The organism is Streptomyces sp. NPDC090127 (assembly GCF_044746945.1).
Classification (GTDB): Bacteria; Actinomycetota; Actinomycetes; order Streptomycetales; family Streptomycetaceae; genus Streptomyces.
Genome location: NZ_JBIVDE010000001.1, coordinates 1,206,838 through 1,225,145 on the forward strand (window position 1 = coordinate 1,206,838; position 18,308 = coordinate 1,225,145).

Below are 18,308 nucleotides of genomic sequence, written 5' to 3' on the forward strand. Positions count from 1 at the left end.
CAGGGTTGTAAGTCTTGGGGTCTGAAACGGGGGTCCTGGGGCCGGCCGGGGACTCAGTGGAACGCACCGAGTCCCCGTACCGGACTCCCGTCAGACCTCTTCGACGCTGCTCGGCTCGCGCCGGGACAGGTCGATACCGAGCTCCTCCGCTGCGCGGAAGACGTCCTCGTCGGTGTCGCGCATCTCGATGGACATGCCGTCCGAGGACAGCACCTCCACGTTGAGGCACAGGGACTGCATCTCCTTGATGAGCACCTTGAAGGACTCGGGGATGCCGGGCTCAGGGATGTTCTCGCCCTTGACGATGGCCTCGTAGACCTTCACGCGGCCGGTCACGTCGTCGGACTTGATCGTCAGCAGCTCCTGGAGGGCGTAAGCGGCGCCGTACGCCTCCAGCGCCCACACCTCCATCTCACCGAAGCGCTGGCCACCGAACTGGGCCTTACCACCCAGCGGCTGCTGGGTGATCATCGAGTACGGACCGGTCGACCGGGCGTGCAGCTTGTCGTCGACCAGGTGGTGGAGCTTGAGGATGTACATGTACCCGACCGAGATCGGGTCCGGGAACGGCTCGCCGGAGCGGCCGTCGAACAGACGCGCCTTGCCGGAGGGGAGCACCATGCGCTCGCCGTCGCGGTTCGGGATGGTGTGCTGGAGCAGACCCGCGAGCTCGTCCTCACGCGCACCGTCGAAGACGGGGGTGGCGACGTTGGTGCCCGGGGCGACCTGGTCGGCACCGATGGCCTGCAGGCGCTGCGCCCAGTCGTCCGCGAGGCCGGAGACGTCCCAGCCGCGGCTGGCGAGCCAGCCGAGGTGGATCTCCAGGACCTGTCCCGGGTTCATTCGGGACGGGACACCCAGCGGGTTGAGGATGATGTCGACCGGGGTGCCGTCCTCGAGGAAGGGCATGTCCTCGATCGGAAGGATCTTGGAGATGACACCCTTGTTGCCGTGACGGCCGGCGAGCTTGTCACCATCGGTGATCTTGCGCTTCTGGGCGACGTAGACGCGGACCAGCTGGTTCACGCCCGGGGGAAGCTCGTCGCCCTCCTCGCGGTCGAAGACGCGGACGCCGATGACCTTGCCGGTCTCGCCGTGCGGCACCTTCAGCGAGGTGTCACGGACCTCACGCGCCTTCTCACCGAAGATCGCGCGGAGCAGACGCTCCTCCGGGGTCAGCTCGGTCTCACCCTTGGGCGTGACCTTGCCGACGAGGATGTCGCCGGCGACGACCTCGGCACCGATACGGATGATGCCGCGCTCGTCGAGGTCGGCGAGGACCTCCTCGGAGACGTTCGGGATGTCCCGGGTGATCTCCTCCGGGCCGAGCTTGGTGTCACGGGCGTCGACCTCGTGCTCCTCGATGTGGATCGAGGAGAGGACGTCGTCCTGCACGAGGCGCTGCGACAGGATGATCGCGTCCTCGTAGTTGTGACCCTCCCACGGCATGAAAGCCACGAGCAGGTTCTTGCCGAGCGCCATCTCACCGTTCTCGGTGGCCGGACCGTCGGCGAGGACCTGGCCCTCGATGACCCGGTCGCCCTCGGAGACGACGACCTTCTGGTTGACCGAGGTGCCCTGGTTCGAGCGGGAGAACTTGGCCATCCGGTACGTGGTGTACGTGCCGTCGTCGTTGGCGACGGTGATGTAGTCGGCCGAGACCTCCTGGACGACACCGTCCTTGTCGGCCTTCGGCACGTCACCGGCGTCGGTGGCGCAGCGGTACTCCATGCCGGTGCCGACGAGCGGGGCCTCGGACTTGATCAGCGGCACCGCCTGACGCATCATGTTCGCGCCCATGAGGGCACGGTTGGCGTCGTCGTGCTCGAGGAAGGGGATCATGGCCGTCGCGACCGACACCATCTGGCGCGGCGAGACGTCCATGTAGTCGACCTCGGTCGGCGGGACGTAGTCGACCTCGCCACCACGACGGCGGACCAGAACGCGCGGCTCGGTGAAGCGGAGCTCGTCGTTCAGGGTCGCGTTCGCCTGGGCGATGACGAAGCGGTCCTCCTCGTCGGCCGTGATGTAGTCGACCTCGTCGGTGACCTGGCCGTCGGTGACCTTGCGGTACGGCGTCTCGATGAAGCCGAACGCGTTGACGCGGCCGTACGAGGCGAGCGAACCGATCAGACCGATGTTCGGGCCTTCGGGGGTCTCGATCGGGCACATGCGTCCGTAGTGGGACGGGTGCACGTCTCGGACCTCGAAGCCGGCCCGCTCACGGGACAGACCACCGGGACCCAGCGCCGAGAGACGACGCTTGTGCGTCAGACCCGACAGCGGGTTGTTCTGGTCCATGAACTGCGACAGCTGGCTGGTGCCGAAGAACTCCTTGATGGAGGCGACGACCGGCCGGATGTTGATCAGGGTCTGCGGCGTGATCGCCTCGACGTCCTGGGTCGTCATGCGCTCACGCACGACGCGCTCCATACGGGCCAGACCCGTGCGGACCTGGTTCTGGATGAGCTCGCCGACGTTACGCAGACGACGGTTGCCGAAGTGGTCGATGTCGTCGGTCTCGACGACGATCTCCCGGCCCGACTCGCCGATCGTCTCCTGCTCGCCCGCGTGGAGCTTCACCAGGTACTTGATCGTGGCGATGATGTCGTCGGTGGTCAGGACACCGGCGTCCAGCGGCTCGTCCGCGCCGAGCTTCTTGTTCACCTTGTAGCGCCCGACCTTGGCGAGGTCGTAGCGCTTGGGGTTGAAGTAGAGGTTCTCGAGCAGCGTCTGAGCGGCCTCACGGGTCGGCGGCTCGCCCGGACGGAGCTTGCGGTAGATGTCGAGCAGCGCGTCGTCCTGGCCCTGGGTGTGGTCCTTCTCCAGGGTGGCGCGCATGGACTCGTACTCGCCGAACTCCTGCAGGATCTGCTCGGTGGTCCAGCCGAGCGCCTTCAGGAGGACGGTGACGGACTGCTTGCGCTTGCGGTCGATGCGGACACCGACCATGTCGCGCTTGTCGATCTCCATCTCCAGCCAGGCACCCCGGGACGGGATGATCTTGGCCGAGAAGATGTCCTTGTCGGACGTCTTGTCGATCGAGGAGTCGAAGTAGACGCCCGGCGAACGGACCAGCTGCGAGACCACGACACGCTCGGTGCCGTTGATGACGAAGGTGCCCTTGTTGGTCATGAGCGGGAAATCGCCCATGAAGACCGTCTGGGACTTGATCTCGCCGGTCTCGTTGTTGGTGAACTCGGCGGTGACGAAGAGCGGGGCGCCGTACGTGAAGTCACGGTCCTTGCACTCGTCGATCGAGTTCTTCGGGGGCTCGAAACGGTGGTCGCGGAAGGTCAGCGACATCGACCCGGAGAAGTCCTCGATCGGCGAGATCTCCTCGAAGATCTCTTCCAGACCCGACTTCCTGGGGACGTCCTGTCCCGACTCGAGAGCTGCCTCGACGCGAGCCTTCCAGGCGGCGTTCCCGAGCAGCCAGTCAAAGCTCTCGGTCTGCAGCGCGAGGAGGTTCGGAACCTCGAGGGGCTCCTTGATCTTTGCAAAGGAGATGCGCAGCGGGGCGGTGCTGGCGCCGTTGTTCGTATTGGTCGAGGCGTTGCGCGAGGCGGCCAAGAGGGGGTCCTTCCGAGGGCTCGGACTCACTACGCGCGTACCGGTCCCCAGCGACGCAGAGGGACAGACAATTCCTGATAGGGCCAAAAGTCCAGGTCAGGTCAGGTCTGCCGACAATGCTCTCGCGAGGGTATGCCCCAGGTGACGGGCAGGGGGCAGCTAACAGGCAGCGCAAAGGGTCAGTGTAGCCACTTGGCCCACTGATGTCCAGGGCGAGTAATTCGCAACCCTCGTTGTTCTCAACTCCGCGGTACCTCGCGCCGTGCGGCGCACCTCGATACTGCCCGTTCCGCCGTCGATCCATGCCTCGGATACGGATCGTTGTGACGACGCGTCCTGAGAATTGCGCGCTGCGTGCGGTTCGTCAAGGCCCCCCGGCCAGCGGGGGCGCACGGCGAAGATCACCATACTCCGACAGGGACGGCTCTCACACCCGTCGCCACGCCCGTCCCGGGGTACGCCGAAGGGCGACCACCCGGATGGGTGATCGCCCTCGGCGAGGCGCCTGAGCGAGTCAGAGGACTCGCGAGGCCTTACTTGACCGTGACGGAGGCGCCGGCAGCCTTGAGGGACTCGGCAGCCTTCTCCGCGGCCTCCTTGGCGACCTTCTCGAGGACCGGCTTCGGGGTGCCGTCGACGAGGTCCTTGGCCTCCTTGAGGCCCAGGGAGGTGAGCTCACGCACGACCTTGATGACCTGGATCTTCTTCTCGCCGGCACCCTCGAGGATGACGTCGAACTCGTCCTGCTCGGCCTCGGCCTCGGCCGGGGCGCCCGCAGCGGCGGGGCCGGCGACGGCGACGGCCGCGGCGGCGGTGACGTCGAACTTCTCCTCGAAGGCCTTCACGAACTCGGAGAGCTCGATGAGGGTCATCTCTTCGAACTGCGCGAGCAGGTCGTCCTGGGACAGCTTCGCCATGATGGCGTCCTTCCACTAATTCGGCAGGTGCCGGATGTACATGTAGGCGGGCGTACGTTCGGCCCGCTGCGACCGTCGCCCTGGTGGGCGGCGATCATTGCGCGAGCCGAGTTACTCGGCACCGCCCTGCTCGGCGAGCTTGACGCGAAGCGCTTCCGCAGTGCGGACGAACTTCGACGGCAGCGCCTGGAAGAGCGAGGCAGCCTGGGACTGCTTGCCCTTGAACGCGCCGGCCAGCTTGCTGAGCAGAACCTCGCGGGACTCGAGGTCCGCAAGCTTCTTGATCTCATCGGCGGTCAGCGCCTTACCGTCAAGGACACCGCCCTTGATGATGAGATTCGGGTTGTCCTTGGCGAAGTCACGAAGACCCTTGGCCGACTCCACCGGGTCACCGGTGATGAAGGCAGCGCCCGTCGGACCGGTGAACTGGTCGTCGAGCGAGGTGATCCCGGCCTCGTTGGCCGCAATCTTGGTCAGCGTGTTCTTCACCACGGCGTACTGGGCGTTCTCACCGAGCGAACGGCGCAGCGTCTTGAGCTGTGCCACGGTGAGACCCCGGTACTCGGTCAGCACGACGGCGCTCGAGCTCTGGAACTTGTCCTTGAGCTCGGCTACCGCGGCAGCCTTGTCGGGCCTTGCCATAGAGCGTCGGCCTCCTTCCGGGTGATGAGGACCGCTCAGAAGGGGCTGATCAAAAGAAAACGCCCCGGCGCAGGCGCACGGGGCTCAGCTCGACCGAATCGAAACGACCCGGGAACTCTTCCACGATCACCTACGCGGGCCGTTCGCATCTCAGCGAACCTTCGGCCACCGCATCCCTTACAAGACACGGCAACGACCAGCGGTCTTTGGCTTCTGTGGAAGAGTACGCGACGGTGGCGGCGGGGAGCAAATCCGCCCGTACGGCTCAGCAGACTCAGGCCTGGCCGGCGCCCTCGCCGAGCCCCTTCAGCATCTCGAAGAGGTCCACGGTGTCCTTGGCCGGCGGGGCCTGGACGGCCGCCTTCGCTCCGTAGTCGGAGTAGTGGGCGGTCATCGTGACCGTGCCCTGGGGCATCTTCATGCCGACGTCCATCTTCACCGGGTAGCCGTCGCCGTTCACCCAGACCTCGGTGTCGTACCCCGTGATGCCGGACTTCTTGACGTTGGCGATCAGGTCCTTGCGCTCCTGCTCGGAGAGCACGTCGAGGGACTTGTTCGTGGCGACCATCTGCTCCAGGGTCAGCGAGCCCTTGTAGTGCTGCGCCTGCACGCCGTCGACCTTCTCCGGACCCACGTGCTTGAGGTTCGGCGAGTCCAGCAGCAGGGCGATCTGCTTGGCCGGGTCCTGGTTCACGTTCTCCAGGCCGCCGGTCATCGACTTCTGGAGGTTCTTGTCCCCGGCCGCCTCCGCGGCGGCGGCCAGGTCCAGCTTCATCCAGCGCTTGCCGTCCATCTCGGCGGCCGACTTGGTGCCGAGGTCCATGTACATCGCGCCGTCGAGCATGATCATGCGCATCTGCTCGGGGCCCTCGGGGTCCGCCGCCGCGAACATGGAGCCCTTCATGGTGATGTCCATCACCGCCGGGTCCCAGCCCTGGACGCCGGTCATCTCCATGGTGCCGCCGCCCTCCAGGCCGGCCGGCATCGTCATGGTCATCCTGATCTTGGCGGACTTGGCCGCGGAGGTCTTCTCGTACGCGGCCTGGATGACCTTCGTGACGGCGTCGCGCGTCTGGAGCGTCTCCCCGGCGGACCTCTTGCCGCCGCCCCCGCCGCCGTCTCCTTCACAGCCCGTGACACCGGCCACGAAGGCCACGGCCACCAGCGAGACGCCGGCGCGCTTCCAGGACGTCCTGCTCATGAGTCCCCACCCCTTGATCTTCAGTTCATCGGTCAAGAAGACCGTAACCCACCGCACCGACGGCGCCGTAACGAGAAAACCGGCCCCCAGCCCTCCGGAGAGGGGCTGGGGGCCGGTTCGACCACTCAGTGAGCCGGTGTGGCTCAGACCGCGGCCGGGTCCTCCTCGACGAGGAGGTTCCGGGTGCGGTTGGAGTCCAGCGGGATGCCGGGGCCCATCGTCGTCGCCAGGGTCGCCTTCTTGATGTAGCGGCCCTTGGCGGCGGACGGCTTCAGACGGAGGATCTCCTCCAGAGCCGCGGCGTAGTTCTCGACCAGCTTCGTCTCGTCGAAGGAGACCTTGCCGATGATGAAGTGCAGGTTCGAGTGCTTGTCGACGCGGAACTCGATCTTGCCGCCCTTGATGTCGTTGACAGCCTTCGCGACATCGGGGGTGACGGTGCCGGTCTTCGGGTTCGGCATGAGACCACGCGGGCCGAGGACGCGGCCGAGGCGGCCGACCTTGCCCATGAGGTCCGGGGTGGCGACGACGGCGTCGAACTCGTTCAGGCGCTGGCCCTTGGAGATCTCGTCGATGAGCTCGTCGGAACCGACGATGTCGGCGCCAGCGGCAACTGCGGCCTCGGCACGGTCACCGGTCGCGAAGACCAGGACCCGGGCGGTCTTACCGGTGCCGTGCGGGAGGTTCACGGTGCCACGGACCATCTGGTCGGCCTTGCGCGGGTCGACACCCAGGCGGAAGGCGACCTCGACGGTGCCGTCGAACTTGGTGGCGGCGGTGTCCTTGGCGAGACGGACGGCCTCGAGGGGGGCGTAGGTACGCTCCCGGTCGATCTTGGCGTCCGCGCTGCGGAGAGCCTTGCTGCGCTTCACTTCTGCTCCTGTTGGTTCAGGTATGGAGTCGTGGTGCGGGCCGCGCCGGCCCTACCACTGGAGGTCACGAGGGGGGTGATCAGCCCTCGACCGTGATGCCCATGGAACGGGCGGTGCCGGCGATGATCTTCGACGCGGCGTCAAGGTCGTTGGCGTTCAGGTCGGGGAGCTTGACCGTGGCGATCTCGCGGACCTGGGCGGCCGTCAGCTTGGCGACCTTGGTCTTGTGCGGCTCGCCGGAGCCCTTGTCCACACCCGCGGCCTTGAGGATCAGCTTGGCGGCCGGCGGAGTCTTGGTGATGAAGGTGAAGGAACGGTCCTCGTAGACCGTGATCTCCACCGGCACGACCATGCCACGCTGCGACTCGGTCGCGGCGTTGTAGGCCTTGCAGAACTCCATGATGTTGACGCCGTGCTGGCCCAGCGCGGGGCCGACCGGCGGGGCCGGGTTGGCCGCGCCGGCGTTGATCTGGAGCTTGATAAGCCCCGTGACCTTCTTCTTCTTGGGAGGCATTGCTCTCTCCGGGTCCTAGTGAGAGTGTTCAGCCCGCCATCCGGTCATCCGGATGGAGGCATACCGCACAACGATAACGGGTAGAGACGTGCGGCTAAAAACCGAGCAGGTCAGAGCGGCTGCGAGAGCCACTCTGACCTGGGTCGGAAACCTGTGACCTGTGGGGGTCCGGGAGGGTCAGTTCTTCTGGATCTGGTCGAAGCTGAGCTCGACCGGGGTCTCGCGACCGAAGATCTCGACGAGACCCTTGACCTTCTTCGAGTCGGCGTTGATCTCGTTGATCGTGGCCTGGAGGGTGGCGAAGGGGCCGTCGGTGACGGTGACCGAGTCGCCGACCTCGAAGTCCAGGACCTCGACGGTGACCTTGCGGGCGGGAGCCGGCTTGCCCTCGGCCTCGGCGGCCTCGCGGGCGGCCTTCTCCTCGGCCTCGGGGGCGAGCATCTTGACGATCTCGTCCAGGGTCAGCGGGTACGGGTCGTAGGCGTTGCCCACGAAGCCGGTGACGCCGGGGGTGTTCCGGACGACGCCCCAGGACTCGTTCGTCAGATCCATGCGGACGAGCACGTAGCCGGGCAGCTTGTTCTGCCGGACGTTCTTGCGCTCGCCGTTCTTGATCTGGACGATCTCTTCCTCGGGCACCTCGGCCTGGTAGATGAACTCCTCGACGTTCAGCGAGACGGCACGCTGCTCGAGGTTGGCCTTCACGCGCTTCTCGTAGCCCGCGTAGGTGTGGATCACGTACCACTCGCCGGGCAGGCCGCGGAGTTCGTCACGCAGCGCCTGGATCGGGTCGACGGGAGCGGCGGGCTCCTCCTCGACCTCTTCGACCTCGGCCTCGACGTCGGTGTCCTCGTCGGAGTCGTCAGCCTCGTCGGAGTCGTCAGCCTCGTCCGCGTCGCCGGACTCGTCCTCGGTGTCCTCGACGGCGTCGTCCTCGACGTCCTCGTCGGAGTCCTCGGACTCCTGGACCTCGTCCTCGATGGTGAGGGCGGCCTCTTCGGCAGCCTCGCCCGCAGCGGCGTCAGCAGCCTCAGCCTGGTCCTCGTCGGCCGCCTCGAGGATGTCGAGCTCGTCCTCGGAAACAGACTCGTTCAGGTTCGGGTCAGACACGGTGGCTGCTTCTTCCTGGATACAGATGGGGTGGAACAAGAAGTCAGCCGAAGACGTACTTGACTGCTTCCTGGAAGCCATAGTCAATCACGGTCACAAGGCCGATCATGATGACAACGAAGACAATCACTACCGTGGTGTACGTCGTCAGCTGGCTGCGAGTGGGCCAGACGACCTTACGAAGCTCCGCGACGATCTGGCGGTAGAAGAGCGCGAGACGGCCGAGGGGGCCCTTCTTGCCGCGCTTGCCGCCCTTACGGGCCTTCTTCTTCGAGTCCGGCGCCTCGTCCTCGGCATCAGGCATGTCGATGGAGCCCACGGCGTCCGTCACGCTTCTCACCTGATCCCGGGTCATGGCAGTGCCGTGCCGGGTGGATCCGCACGGCGGTGCATAGAAGTACGTACATGCGCACACATCCTGGCGGTGTGTGTAGCAGGGCCGGAGGGACTTGAACCCCCAACCGCCGGTTTTGGAGACCGGTGCTCTACCAATTGAGCTACGACCCTTTGTGGCTTCCCCAACCTACCGCATCGTGAGATGTGGTCGGTGCGGGCCAACGAGCAGTGAGTGTACGTGTTCATGGGCCCCGCGTCGAACAGAAAGCGGCGCGGAGCTCCGGTCGACCCGGCTACGACCAGGAATGACCGTTCCTGTCCGCTCCCTGAAACCTGTGTGCCGGGCGAGAAGCGGGTCTGGGAGCATGGGCCGTATGAGCGCTGCTACCCCTCCGACCGAGCGCCGGGTCTCCGCCCGCATCGGTGCGATCTCCGAGTCCGCGACCCTCGCCGTCGACGCCAAGGCCAAGGCCCTCAAGGCCGCCGGGCGCCCGGTGATCGGTTTCGGCGCGGGTGAGCCCGACTTCCCGACCCCGGACTACATCGTCGAAGCCGCCGTAGAGGCGTGCAAGAACCCGAAGTACCACCGCTACACGCCGGCCGGCGGTCTGCCCGAGCTGAAGGCCGCGATCGCCGCGAAGACGCTGCGCGACTCCGGCTACGAGGTCGACACCTCCCAGGTCCTGGTGACCAACGGCGGCAAGCAGGCGATCTACGAGGCGTTCGCCGCGATCCTCGACCCGGGCGACGAGGTCATCGTCCCGGCCCCGTACTGGACGACGTACCCCGAGTCGATCCGCCTCGCGGGCGGTGTCCCGGTGGACGTGGTCGCCGACGAGACCACCGGCTACCGCGTCTCGGTGGAGCAGCTGGAGGCGGCCCGCACGGAGCGGACCAAGGTCGTCCTCTTCGTCTCCCCGTCGAACCCGACCGGCGCCGTGTACACGGAGGCCGAGACCGAGGCGATCGGCCGCTGGGCCGTCGAGCACGGTCTGTGGGTGCTGACGGACGAGATCTACGAGCACCTGGTGTACGGCGGGGCCTCCGCCGTCTCCCTGCCGTCGGTCATGCCGGAGCTGCGGGACAAGTGCATCGTGGTCAACGGTGTCGCGAAGACGTACGCGATGACCGGCTGGCGCGTGGGGTGGATCATCGGCCCGAAGGACGTCGTGAAGGCGGCGACGAACCTGCAGTCGCACGCCACGTCGAACGTGAGCAACGTCGCGCAGGCCGCCGCCCTCGCCGCCGTCACCGGGGACCTGGAGGCCGTCGAGGAGATGGGCCGTGCCTTCGACCGGCGCCGCCAGACCATCGTGCGGATGCTCAACGAGATCGAGGGCGTCCTGTGCCCGACCCCGGAGGGCGCGTTCTACGTGTACCCCTCGGTGAAGGCGCTGCTCGGCAAGGAGATCCGTGGCAAGCGCCCGCAGACCTCGGTCGAGCTGGCCGCGCTGATCCTGGACGAGGCCGAGGTCGCGGTCGTCCCGGGCGAGGCCTTCGGCACCCCCGGCTACCTGCGGCTCTCGTACGCCCTCGGTGACGAGGACCTGGTGGAGGGCGTGTCCCGGATCCAGAAGCTGCTGTCCGAGGCCCGCTGACGCGGCGGAGCACTTGCCTCGACGTCGAGGCCCGCGGGCCCCCGGTTCTTCGGAACCGGGGGCCCGTTCTTACGTTCTAACCAGATCCCGATCGGGGAAAGGGGCTGTGTTCGTCCGTTCGGGTGCGGCAAGATCCTTCAATGGAGCACCTTTCCGAGCACGTTCCCCGCGACATCGGCCTGCTGCCCAAGGCCCATCTGCATCTGCACTTCACGGGGTCGATGCGGTCCACGACGCTCATCGAGCTGGCCGACAAGTACGGCGTCCATCTCCCGGAGGCGCTGAGCAGCGGGACCCCGCCGAAGCTGCGGGCCACCGACGAGCGCGGCTGGTTCCGCTTCCAGCGGCTGTACGACATCGCCCGGTCCTGCCTGCGCGAGCCCGAGGACATCCAACGGCTGGTGCGCGAGGCGGCCCAGGAGGACGTGCGGGACGGCTCGGGGTGGCTGGAGATCCAGGTCGACCCCACCTCGTACGCCCCGCTGCTGGGCGGTCTGATCCCGGCCATGGAGATCATCCTGGACGCGGTCGACGCGGCGGCGCGGGAGACCGGGCTCGGGATGCGGGTCCTGGTGGCGGCGAACCGGATGAAGCACCCGCTGGAGGCCCGTACGCTCGCCCGGCTCGCCGTGCGGTACGCGGACCGGGGGGTGGTGGGGTTCGGGCTCTCCAACGACGAACGCCGGGGCATGGCCCGCGACTTCGACCGGGCGTTCGCGATCGCGCGTGAGGGCGGTCTGCTCGCGGCCCCGCACGGCGGCGAGCTGACGGGCCCCGCGTCCGTACGGGACTGTCTGGACGACCTGCGGGCGGCGCGGATCGGCCACGGGGTCCGGGCGGCCGAGGACCCGCGGGTCCTGCGCAAGCTCGCCGACAGGGGCGTGACCTGTGAGGTCTGCCCGGCTTCCAACGTGGCGCTGGGGGTCTACGAGAAGCACGAGGACGTCCCGCTGCGGACGCTCTTCGAGGCCGGTGTGCCGATGGCCCTGGGCGCGGACGACCCGCTGCTCTTCGGTGCGCGGCTGGCCGACCAGTACGAGATCGCCCGGCGCCATCACGCCTTCACGGACGCGGAGCTGGCCGAGCTGGCGCGCCAGTCGGTCCGCGCCTCGGCGGCGCCGGAGGACGTCAGGCAGAAGCTCCTCTCGGGCGTCGACGACTGGCTGGGCGCCCCGGCGGTGTGAAGTGGTGCAGGGGCGGGCGGGCCTGGAAACCGATGTCGATCTCGGGCCTGTCCCACCGGTGGTCGGGCTCCAGGAAGGGGGTGAACGACGCGACGAGCGTGTCGTGGCCCTTCCGGGCGCGTTCCTCCAGGGGGCCGAAGCCGGCCGCCGTCTCCAGGGCGGTGGCAGCGGCGGCGAAGACGTCCCGGCCACCGAAGAGGAAGAGCGTGTGGGCGTGGGTGTCCGGCCGGAGCCATTCGGTCGCGCGCCGGTGCCACCGCGCCCTCTCCGTGTGCCAGGTGGCCGCGTGGGCGGCGGTGCGCTGTTCGTTCGTACGGACGGTCAGCGGGGTGCCGTCCCGGAGCCGGGTCCGCAGCCGCGGCCAGGCGGCGGGGCGCAGACCGGCGGCCGGGTGGGCGAGCACGAGGTCGACCGGCACTCCGGGGGCGAAGTCGCGCGGAATGCTGTGGCGCAGCGGGACGTGGACGATCGTGTGCCGGGAGAAGGCGGCGAAGGAGAAGAGGGCCGCGAGCCGGGACAGTCCGTCGTGGTCGCCGAGGAGGTAGCCCCAGCGGTCGCCGAGCGGATCGTTGAGCGTGGTGTGCCGCAGCGCGTCCCAGGGCTGGACGACGCGGTGTTCCAGCGGGCCGGTGCGGGGCCTGAACTCACGTACGCGTAGACGCATGGCCGACAGCGTGGCCGGGTGGGGCGGGGCGCGGCAACCTCATTCCCGGGCGGCGATCCCGGTCATCAGGGTGCGGGCGAGGGAGCGCGCGAAGGTGTCGACGTCCTGCGGGGGCCGGCCGTCACCGGTCATCTCCCAGGCGAAGGCGCGCTGCACGCAGGCGCCCAGGAGCAGGGAGGCGGCGGCCGACGGGTCGGCGGCGGGGCCGATGCGGCCGTGCTGCTGCTCGGTGCGGAGGTAGGCGGCGAGGCCCTCGATCGGGCGGTGGGGGCCGACGCCGAGTTCGCGCATGACCTCCTCGTGGCGGCGCTTGAGGCGTGGCTCGGCGTAGAGCGAGGCGGCGATCGGGAAGGTGTGCTCGTAGAAGAGCGCGGCCTGGCGGGCGATCTCGGTGAGGTTCTCCTCGACGCTCCGGCCGCCGGGGTCGGCGGCGAGGGTGCCGAGGAGTCCGCCGAGCTGGGGCAGCCGTTCGTTGAGGACGGTGACGAACAGGTCTTCCTTGCTCGGGAAGTACTTGTAGAGCGCCGCCTCGGAGCAGCCCGCCTCCTTGGCGATCTCCTTCGTGGTGGTGCGGGCGAGGCCTGCGCTGCGCATGAGGCTGTGGGCCGCGTCGATGATCCGGACGCGGGTCGGCTTCTGGTCCATGCAGGCTCCAACCGCACTTGACGGGTGAGTGAGTACTCACCCACCCTAAGGGTGAGTGAACGCTTACCCACCCATCCGCACCACGATCAGCGAGGTGTGTCATGAAGCTCACCGTCTTCGGAGCCACCGGCGGAGTCGGCCGGGAGATCGTCCGGCAGGCGCTCGACACCGGCCACGACGTGACCGCCGTCGTCCGGGACCCGGCCCGGCTCACCGTCACGGGCGAGCGCCTGGAGGTCGTCCGCGCCGACCTCACCGACCCGGGCGCGCTGCGCGGCGCGGTCGCCGGCAGGGACGCGGTGCTCTCGGGCATCGGCGCCCGCACGCGCGCGGACGCCGGGGTCGCCGCGAGGCTCACCCGCGCGGTGCTCGCCGCGATGGACGCCGAGGGCGTGCGGCGCCTGCTGGTGGTCAGCGCCGCCCCGCTGGGCCCGGTCCCGGAGGGCCATACCGTCGTCGACAAGGCCGTGCTCGCGATCATCAACGCGGTCCTGAAGGACATCTACGACGACCTGCGAGCGATGGAGGCCGAGGTGGCGGCGAGCGCCACGCGGTGGACCTCCGTACGCCCGCCCAAGCTGACGAACAAGCCGGTCACCGGCCGATACCGCTCGGTCGTCGGCGGCACTCCGCCCCGGGGCCGCTCCCTCGCCCGCGCGGACGTCGCCCACGCCATGCTGGCGATGATCGACGACCCGGCGACGGTCGGGCGGGGCGTGGGGGTGGCGTACTGAGCGGGACCCGGGGGAGGGGAGCGGCCAGAGCTGACGCCGGCGGTTCCCCGGGCAGCGGGAAGGGCCAGAGCCGAGGTCAGAGGCTGACGCCGACCGTCACCGGGGAGAGGTCAGAGGCTGACGCCGACCGTCACCGGCTCGTTGACGAGCGTGACACCGAAGGCGTCCCGCACCCCGGCGACGACCTCGCGGGCGAGCGCGAGGAGGTCCTCGGTGCTGGCCTCGCCCCGGTTGGTGAGCGCGAGCGTGTGCTTGGTGGAGATACGGGCGGGGCCGGTGCCGTACCCCTTGGTGAAGCCCGCCTTGTCGATGAGCCAGGCGGCCGAGGTCTTGACCTGGCCGCCCTCGCCCGCCGGGTAGACGGGCGGGGTCACGTCCGAGCCGAGCCGCCCGGCGACGCGGGCGAGGAAGGTCTCGTACTCCCCCGCCGTCAGGATCGGGTTGGTGAAGAAGGAACCGGCGGACCAGGTGTCGTGGTCGGCCGGGTCCAGGACCATGCCCTTCCCGGCGCGCAGGGACAGGACGGTCTCCCGGGCCCGCGCGAGCGGGACGCGGTCGCCGGCCTCGACGCCGAGGACGCGGGCGGTCTCGGCGTACTTGATCGGCGCGGACAGCCCGTCGGCGTCCTCCAGCTCGAAGCGGACGCGCAGCACGACGTAGCGGTCCGGGTCGGCCTTGAAGCGGCTGTGGCGGTACGTGAAGGCGCACTCGGCGTTGGTGAGCGTGACGGTCTCGTCGGCCCTGCGGTCGTACGCGACGACCTCGGTGATCGTGGACGAGACGTCCTGCCCGTACGCGCCGACGTTCTGGATCGGGGTGGCGCCGGCGGAGCCGGGGATCCCGGCCAGGCACTCGACCCCGGCGAGCCCGGCCTCGACGGTGCGCGCGACGGCGTCCGTCCAGACCTCGCCCGCGGCCAGCTCCAGCTTCGTGCCGTCGAGGGCGAAGCCGGCGGTGGCGATGCGCAGGGCGGTTCCGTCGAAGCCCTTGTCGCCGATGACCAGGTTCGAGCCGCCGCCGATGACCAGCAGCGGGGTGCCCGCGAGGTCGGCGGCGCGGACGGCGGCGATCACCTCGTCGTCGGTGACGGCGGTGACGAGCCGCGTGGCGGGGCCGCCGAGCCGGAAGGTGGTCAGGGGGGCGAGGGGGGCGTCGTGGAGTTCCTGCACGGGCCCAAGGGTACGGCCCTGGACACGGAAGACAGGGGGAAGGCCCCGCCGCTCCCGGCGAGGCCTTCCGTGGCACCGTGCCGTCACGCGGGGACGCGGACAGGAGAAGGGGCGGCCGCTCGACGAGCGACCGCCCCTTCTCCTCGCCACGTCTCCCGCGGCTACGCGAGCCTGACCACGGCCCGGGACATGCCCAGGACCTTCTGGCCCGCCGACGTCGCGGTGAGGTCCACCCGGACCAGACCGTCGTCCAGCTTCGCCGCGACCTTGGCGCTGACCTCGATCAGGGCCCCCTCGTCGTCGTTCGGCACGATCACGGGCCGCGTGAAGCGCACGCCGTACTCGACGACGGCGGCCGGGTCGCCGACCCAGTCGGTGACGACGCGGACGGCCTCGGCCATGGTGAACATGCCGTGGGCGATGACGTCCGGCAGGCCGACCTCGAGGGCGAACTTCTCGTTCCAGTGGATCGGGTTGAAGTCCCCGGAGGCACCGGCGTACCGCACCAGCGTGGCGCGCGTCACCGGGAAGGAGCCCGCCGGCAGCTCGGTGCCGACCTCGACCTCGTCGTAGGCGATCTTCGCGGTCATGACTCAGGCCTCCTCGGGCGCGCGGGACACGAGCTTGGTCCAGGCGGTGACGACCTGCTCGCCGGTCTCGTCGTGCACCTCACCGCGGATGTCGAGGATGTCGTTGCCCGCCAACGACTTGATCGCCTCGATGGTCGTGGTCACGGAGAGTCGATCGCCGGCCCGGACGGGGCGGGTGTAGACGAACTTCTGGTCGCCGTGGACGACGCGGCTGTAGTCCAGGCCCAGCTGCGGGTCCTCGACGACCTGACCGGCCGCCTGGAACGTGATCGCGAACACGAAGGTGGGCGGGGCGATCACATCGGGGTGACCGAGGGCCTTCGCCGCCTCCTGATCGACGTAGGCGGGATTCGCGTCACCGATCGCCTCGGCGAACTCGCGGATCTTTTCCCGCCCGACCTCGTAGGGCGCGGTGGGCGGATAGGTCCGGCCCACGAAGGACTGGTCGAGCGCCATGGACTCGATACCTCCTGGATTTGTTGCCGACAAACGACACGAGGCCGCCCCCTGGCGGGGACGGCCTCGTGTACGAGCCTGATTAGCGCGTCTCGCGGTGCGCCGTGTGCGAGTTGCAGCGAGGGCAGTGCTTCTTCATCTCAAGACGGTCCGGGTTGTTACGCCGGTTCTTCTTGGTGATGTAGTTCCGCTCCTTGCACTCCACGCAGGCCAGCGTGATCTTCGGGCGGACGTCGGTGGCAGCCACGTGAGTGCTCCTTGGACGGACGGATGGACGGATGAACGCATAGAAGAGTAGCCGATCGCAGGACCGACCCCACAATCGGCTACTGTCTGTAGCGGTGACCGGACTTGAACCGGTGACACAGCGATTATGAGCCGCTTGCTCTACCGACTGAGCTACACCGCTTTGATGATCTGGTTCCCGCCCGGAGGCGGGGCCTTCTCACCAGAGCCCCAATACGGAATCGAACCGTAGACCTTCTCCTTACCATGGAGACGCTCTACCGACTGAGCTATTGGGGCGAGCGATGAAGACATTACACGGTCCTCCACCGATCGCCCAAATCCGTTTCCGTGCCCGCGCAACCGGGGACGCGCGCCCTCGGACGGGCACGCGCGCGTGCGTCACGACACCCCCCTCCGCGCCCTCCCCGCGCCCGTCACCACGCCTGTCTCGTACGCCACACGTGGCCTCGTCAGTACGACTATTGCCCACCTCCTCGAAGGGCGACCGGACCGCCCCTAGGCTCGGCCCCACGCTGCGTGATCTTGATCTTGAGCCTCAACGTGACGGTGAGCTCGAGGAGCCTTGAGGAGGCCGATGTCAGCCGACAGCAAGCAGCCCCAGCCGCCGGACGACCGGTCCGCCGCCACCGCCGACTCCACCTCGCTCCTGCTCGCCAACGCCCGGCTCACCGACGGTCGGACGGTCGACGTCCGGCTCGTCGGCGGCCGGATCGAGGCGGTCGGGACGGCGGGCAGCCTCACCGCCGTCGGCGCCCGCGTCGACCTGGCCGGCTATCTGCTGCTCCCCGCCCCCGCCGAGCCGCACGCCCACGCCGACACCGCGCTCAGCGCGGACTTCGCGGGCCCCGTCTCGTACGCCCCCGACGAGGTGCAGCGGCGGGCCACCGAGGCCGCGCTGCTCCAGCTCGGGCACGGTTCGACCGCGCAGCGCGCACACGTCCGGATCGGCGACGTCCACGGCCTCGGCCCCCTCGAAGCCGTCCTCCAGGCCCGGCGCTCGCTGCGCGGCCTGGTGGACCTGACCACGGTCGCCGTACCCCGGCTGCTGACCGGGACGGCGGGCGCCGACGGGCTCGCGATGCTGCGGGACGCCGTGAAGATGGGCGCGAGCGTGGTGGGCGGCTGCCCGGACCTCGATCCGGACCCGGCGGGGTACGTGGAGGCGGTCCTGGAGGTGGCGGCCGAGCAGGGCTGCCCGGTCGACCTGCACACGGACGCGGACGACCCGGCGCGGCTGGCCCGGTTCGCGGCCATGGCGGGCGGGCTGCGGCCCGGCGTGACGATCGGGCCGTGCGCGGGGCTCGCCCGGCTGCCCTCGGACGTGGCGGGCCGGGCCGCGGACCAGCTGGCCGCGGCCGGTGTGACGGTGGTCTGCCTGCCGCAGGGCGGCTGCGAGGCGACGGAGCGGCGCGGCGCGGCGCCGGTGCGGCTGCTGCGCTCGGCGGGGGTGCGGCTCGCGGCCGGCAGCGGGGCGCTGCGGGACGTCTCCAACCCGGTGGGGCGGGGGGATCCGCTGGAGGCCGGGTACCTGCTGGCGTCGCTCGGCGGGATGCCGGTCGAGGACGCGTACGGGGCGGTGAGCGCGGCGGCGCGTAGGGCGATGGGGCTCGCGGAGGTACGGGTCGAGGCCGGGTTCCCCGCCGAGCTGCTCGCGGTGCGGGGGGAGCGGCTGGCGGGCGTGCTGTCCCTCGCGTACAGCCGGATCGTGGTGCACCGGGGGCGGGTGGTGGCCCGGACGAGCGCGGTGCGGGAGTACTGCGACTCGGCGGCGGCGCTCGATCTGCCGCGGCAGGCGCGGCCGGAACGTCCCGATCCGGGAAGCCCTCCGGCCGGTCCCGTCGTACGGTCGTGAGT

At 69.2% G+C, this 18,308-nt stretch carries 18 protein-coding genes and 3 tRNA genes; 4 read left to right on the top strand and 17 right to left on the bottom strand.

Annotated elements, in window-relative coordinates:
• Positions 1 to 90: 90 nt before the first annotated feature.
• From rpoB to ACIPPS_RS05445, 9 genes are all read right to left on the bottom strand, one after another.
• Complete coding sequence (gene rpoB / locus ACIPPS_RS05405) at positions 91 to 3,573, bottom strand: DNA-directed RNA polymerase subunit beta (RefSeq protein WP_401427036.1); 3,483 nt, start codon at positions 3,571 to 3,573, stop codon at positions 91 to 93.
• 533 nt (positions 3,574 to 4,106) lie between these two features.
• Positions 4,107 to 4,490: a 50S ribosomal protein L7/L12 gene (gene rplL, locus ACIPPS_RS05410; RefSeq protein WP_329117219.1), complete on the bottom strand. Its 384-nt coding sequence runs from the start codon at positions 4,488 to 4,490 to the stop codon at positions 4,107 to 4,109.
• Between the two features lie 111 nt (positions 4,491 to 4,601).
• Positions 4,602 to 5,132, bottom strand: a complete 531-nt coding sequence (gene rplJ / locus ACIPPS_RS05415; protein ID WP_401427038.1) for a 50S ribosomal protein L10 — start codon at positions 5,130 to 5,132, stop codon at positions 4,602 to 4,604.
• A 274-nt stretch (positions 5,133 to 5,406) separates the two neighbouring features.
• Positions 5,407 to 6,333: a hypothetical protein gene (locus ACIPPS_RS05420; RefSeq protein WP_401427040.1), complete on the bottom strand. Its 927-nt coding sequence runs from the start codon at positions 6,331 to 6,333 to the stop codon at positions 5,407 to 5,409.
• Between the two features lie 143 nt (positions 6,334 to 6,476).
• Positions 6,477 to 7,205 carry a 50S ribosomal protein L1 gene (gene rplA / locus ACIPPS_RS05425; RefSeq protein WP_401427042.1) on the bottom strand — a complete coding sequence of 243 codons (729 nt, stop codon included), beginning with the start codon at positions 7,203 to 7,205 and terminating at the stop codon, positions 6,477 to 6,479.
• Positions 7,206 to 7,284: 79 nt separating this feature from the next.
• Positions 7,285 to 7,719: a 50S ribosomal protein L11 gene (gene rplK, locus ACIPPS_RS05430; RefSeq protein WP_030318720.1), complete on the bottom strand. Its 435-nt coding sequence runs from the start codon at positions 7,717 to 7,719 to the stop codon at positions 7,285 to 7,287.
• Between the two features lie 177 nt (positions 7,720 to 7,896).
• Positions 7,897 to 8,829, bottom strand: coding sequence for a transcription termination/antitermination protein NusG (gene nusG / locus ACIPPS_RS05435; protein WP_401427044.1), 933 nt, complete (start codon positions 8,827 to 8,829; stop codon positions 7,897 to 7,899).
• 43 nt (positions 8,830 to 8,872) lie between these two features.
• Entirely contained in the window at positions 8,873 to 9,160 is a 288-nt protein-coding gene (gene secE, locus ACIPPS_RS05440) for a preprotein translocase subunit SecE (RefSeq protein ID WP_137993978.1), read from the bottom strand.
• 103 nt (positions 9,161 to 9,263) lie between these two features.
• Positions 9,264 to 9,336, bottom strand: a tRNA-Trp gene (locus tag ACIPPS_RS05445).
• 203 nt (positions 9,337 to 9,539) lie between these two features.
• Between ACIPPS_RS05445 and ACIPPS_RS05450 the strand changes: the two genes are divergently transcribed.
• Both ACIPPS_RS05450 and ACIPPS_RS05455 read left to right on the top strand, forming a co-directional pair.
• Positions 9,540 to 10,763: a pyridoxal phosphate-dependent aminotransferase gene (locus tag ACIPPS_RS05450; RefSeq protein WP_401427047.1), complete on the top strand. Its 1,224-nt coding sequence runs from the start codon at positions 9,540 to 9,542 to the stop codon at positions 10,761 to 10,763.
• A gap of 140 nt (positions 10,764 to 10,903) precedes the next feature.
• Entirely contained in the window at positions 10,904 to 11,947 is a 1,044-nt protein-coding gene (locus ACIPPS_RS05455) for an adenosine deaminase (protein WP_401427050.1), read from the top strand.
• Here ACIPPS_RS05455 and ACIPPS_RS05460 read toward each other — a convergent pair.
• Together ACIPPS_RS05460 and ACIPPS_RS05465 are read right to left on the bottom strand one after the other, a co-directional pair.
• Complete coding sequence (locus ACIPPS_RS05460) at positions 11,892 to 12,611, bottom strand: hypothetical protein (protein ID WP_401427052.1); 720 nt, start codon at positions 12,609 to 12,611, stop codon at positions 11,892 to 11,894. The two genes, ACIPPS_RS05455 and ACIPPS_RS05460, sit on opposite strands and share 56 nt — an antisense overlap.
• 39 nt (positions 12,612 to 12,650) lie before the next feature.
• Positions 12,651 to 13,256, bottom strand: coding sequence for a TetR/AcrR family transcriptional regulator (locus ACIPPS_RS05465; RefSeq protein ID WP_401427055.1), 606 nt, complete (start codon positions 13,254 to 13,256; stop codon positions 12,651 to 12,653).
• A 101-nt stretch (positions 13,257 to 13,357) separates the two neighbouring features.
• Between ACIPPS_RS05465 and ACIPPS_RS05470 the strand changes: the two genes are divergently transcribed.
• On the top strand, positions 13,358 to 13,990 hold the full coding sequence (locus tag ACIPPS_RS05470) for an NAD(P)-dependent oxidoreductase (protein WP_401427057.1): 633 nt from the start codon (positions 13,358 to 13,360) through the stop codon (positions 13,988 to 13,990).
• Positions 13,991 to 14,100: 110 nt separating this feature from the next.
• Here the strand turns inward: ACIPPS_RS05470 and ACIPPS_RS05475 are convergent, their stop codons facing one another.
• The 6 genes from ACIPPS_RS05475 to ACIPPS_RS05500 form a co-directional block, all read right to left on the bottom strand.
• Positions 14,101 to 15,159 carry a UDP-N-acetylmuramate dehydrogenase gene (locus ACIPPS_RS05475; protein ID WP_401427059.1) on the bottom strand — a complete coding sequence of 353 codons (1,059 nt, stop codon included), beginning with the start codon at positions 15,157 to 15,159 and terminating at the stop codon, positions 14,101 to 14,103.
• Positions 15,160 to 15,320: 161 nt separating this feature from the next.
• Entirely contained in the window at positions 15,321 to 15,749 is a 429-nt protein-coding gene (locus ACIPPS_RS05480; RefSeq protein WP_401427061.1) for a MaoC family dehydratase, read from the bottom strand.
• 3 nt (positions 15,750 to 15,752) lie between these two features.
• Positions 15,753 to 16,205, bottom strand: coding sequence for a MaoC family dehydratase N-terminal domain-containing protein (locus tag ACIPPS_RS05485; protein WP_401427063.1), 453 nt, complete (start codon positions 16,203 to 16,205; stop codon positions 15,753 to 15,755).
• Positions 16,206 to 16,287: 82 nt separating this feature from the next.
• A complete protein-coding gene (gene rpmG, locus ACIPPS_RS05490; RefSeq protein WP_003956487.1) occupies positions 16,288 to 16,452 on the bottom strand; it encodes a 50S ribosomal protein L33 in 165 nt (54 codons plus the stop codon).
• An 89-nt stretch (positions 16,453 to 16,541) separates the two neighbouring features.
• Positions 16,542 to 16,614, bottom strand: a tRNA-Met gene (locus ACIPPS_RS05495).
• 43 nt (positions 16,615 to 16,657) lie between these two features.
• Positions 16,658 to 16,730: transfer RNA gene (locus tag ACIPPS_RS05500), tRNA-Thr, on the bottom strand.
• A gap of 298 nt (positions 16,731 to 17,028) precedes the next feature.
• Between ACIPPS_RS05500 and ACIPPS_RS05505 the strand changes: the two genes are divergently transcribed.
• Positions 17,029 to 18,306: an amidohydrolase family protein gene (locus ACIPPS_RS05505; RefSeq protein WP_401427066.1), complete on the top strand. Its 1,278-nt coding sequence runs from the start codon at positions 17,029 to 17,031 to the stop codon at positions 18,304 to 18,306.
• Positions 18,307 to 18,308 lie beyond the last annotated feature (2 nt).

What these genes read in the sequence shown, in the direction of transcription:
- rplJ (WP_401427038.1), bottom strand. Translation starts at nt 5,132, where the DNA reads ATGGCAAGGCCCGACAAGGCTGCCGCGGTAGCCGAGCTCAAGGACAAG.
- ACIPPS_RS05450 (WP_401427047.1), top strand. Translation starts at nt 9,540, where the DNA reads ATGAGCGCTGCTACCCCTCCGACCGAGCGCCGGGTCTCCGCCCGCATC.
- rplK (WP_030318720.1), bottom strand. Translation starts at nt 7,719, where the DNA reads ATGCCTCCCAAGAAGAAGAAGGTCACGGGGCTTATCAAGCTCCAGATC.
- ACIPPS_RS05485 (WP_401427063.1), bottom strand. Translation starts at nt 16,205, where the DNA reads ATGGCGCTCGACCAGTCCTTCGTGGGCCGGACCTATCCGCCCACCGCG.
- rplL (WP_329117219.1), bottom strand. Translation starts at nt 4,490, where the DNA reads ATGGCGAAGCTGTCCCAGGACGACCTGCTCGCGCAGTTCGAAGAGATG.
- ACIPPS_RS05470 (WP_401427057.1), top strand. Translation starts at nt 13,358, where the DNA reads ATGAAGCTCACCGTCTTCGGAGCCACCGGCGGAGTCGGCCGGGAGATC.
- ACIPPS_RS05455 (WP_401427050.1), top strand. Translation starts at nt 10,904, where the DNA reads ATGGAGCACCTTTCCGAGCACGTTCCCCGCGACATCGGCCTGCTGCCC.
- ACIPPS_RS05420 (WP_401427040.1), bottom strand. Translation starts at nt 6,333, where the DNA reads ATGAGCAGGACGTCCTGGAAGCGCGCCGGCGTCTCGCTGGTGGCCGTG.
- ACIPPS_RS05505 (WP_401427066.1), top strand. Translation starts at nt 17,029, where the DNA reads ATGTCAGCCGACAGCAAGCAGCCCCAGCCGCCGGACGACCGGTCCGCC.
- ACIPPS_RS05465 (WP_401427055.1), bottom strand. Translation starts at nt 13,256, where the DNA reads ATGGACCAGAAGCCGACCCGCGTCCGGATCATCGACGCGGCCCACAGC.
- ACIPPS_RS05460 (WP_401427052.1), bottom strand. Translation starts at nt 12,611, where the DNA reads ATGCGTCTACGCGTACGTGAGTTCAGGCCCCGCACCGGCCCGCTGGAA.
- ACIPPS_RS05480 (WP_401427061.1), bottom strand. Translation starts at nt 15,749, where the DNA reads ATGACCGCGAAGATCGCCTACGACGAGGTCGAGGTCGGCACCGAGCTG.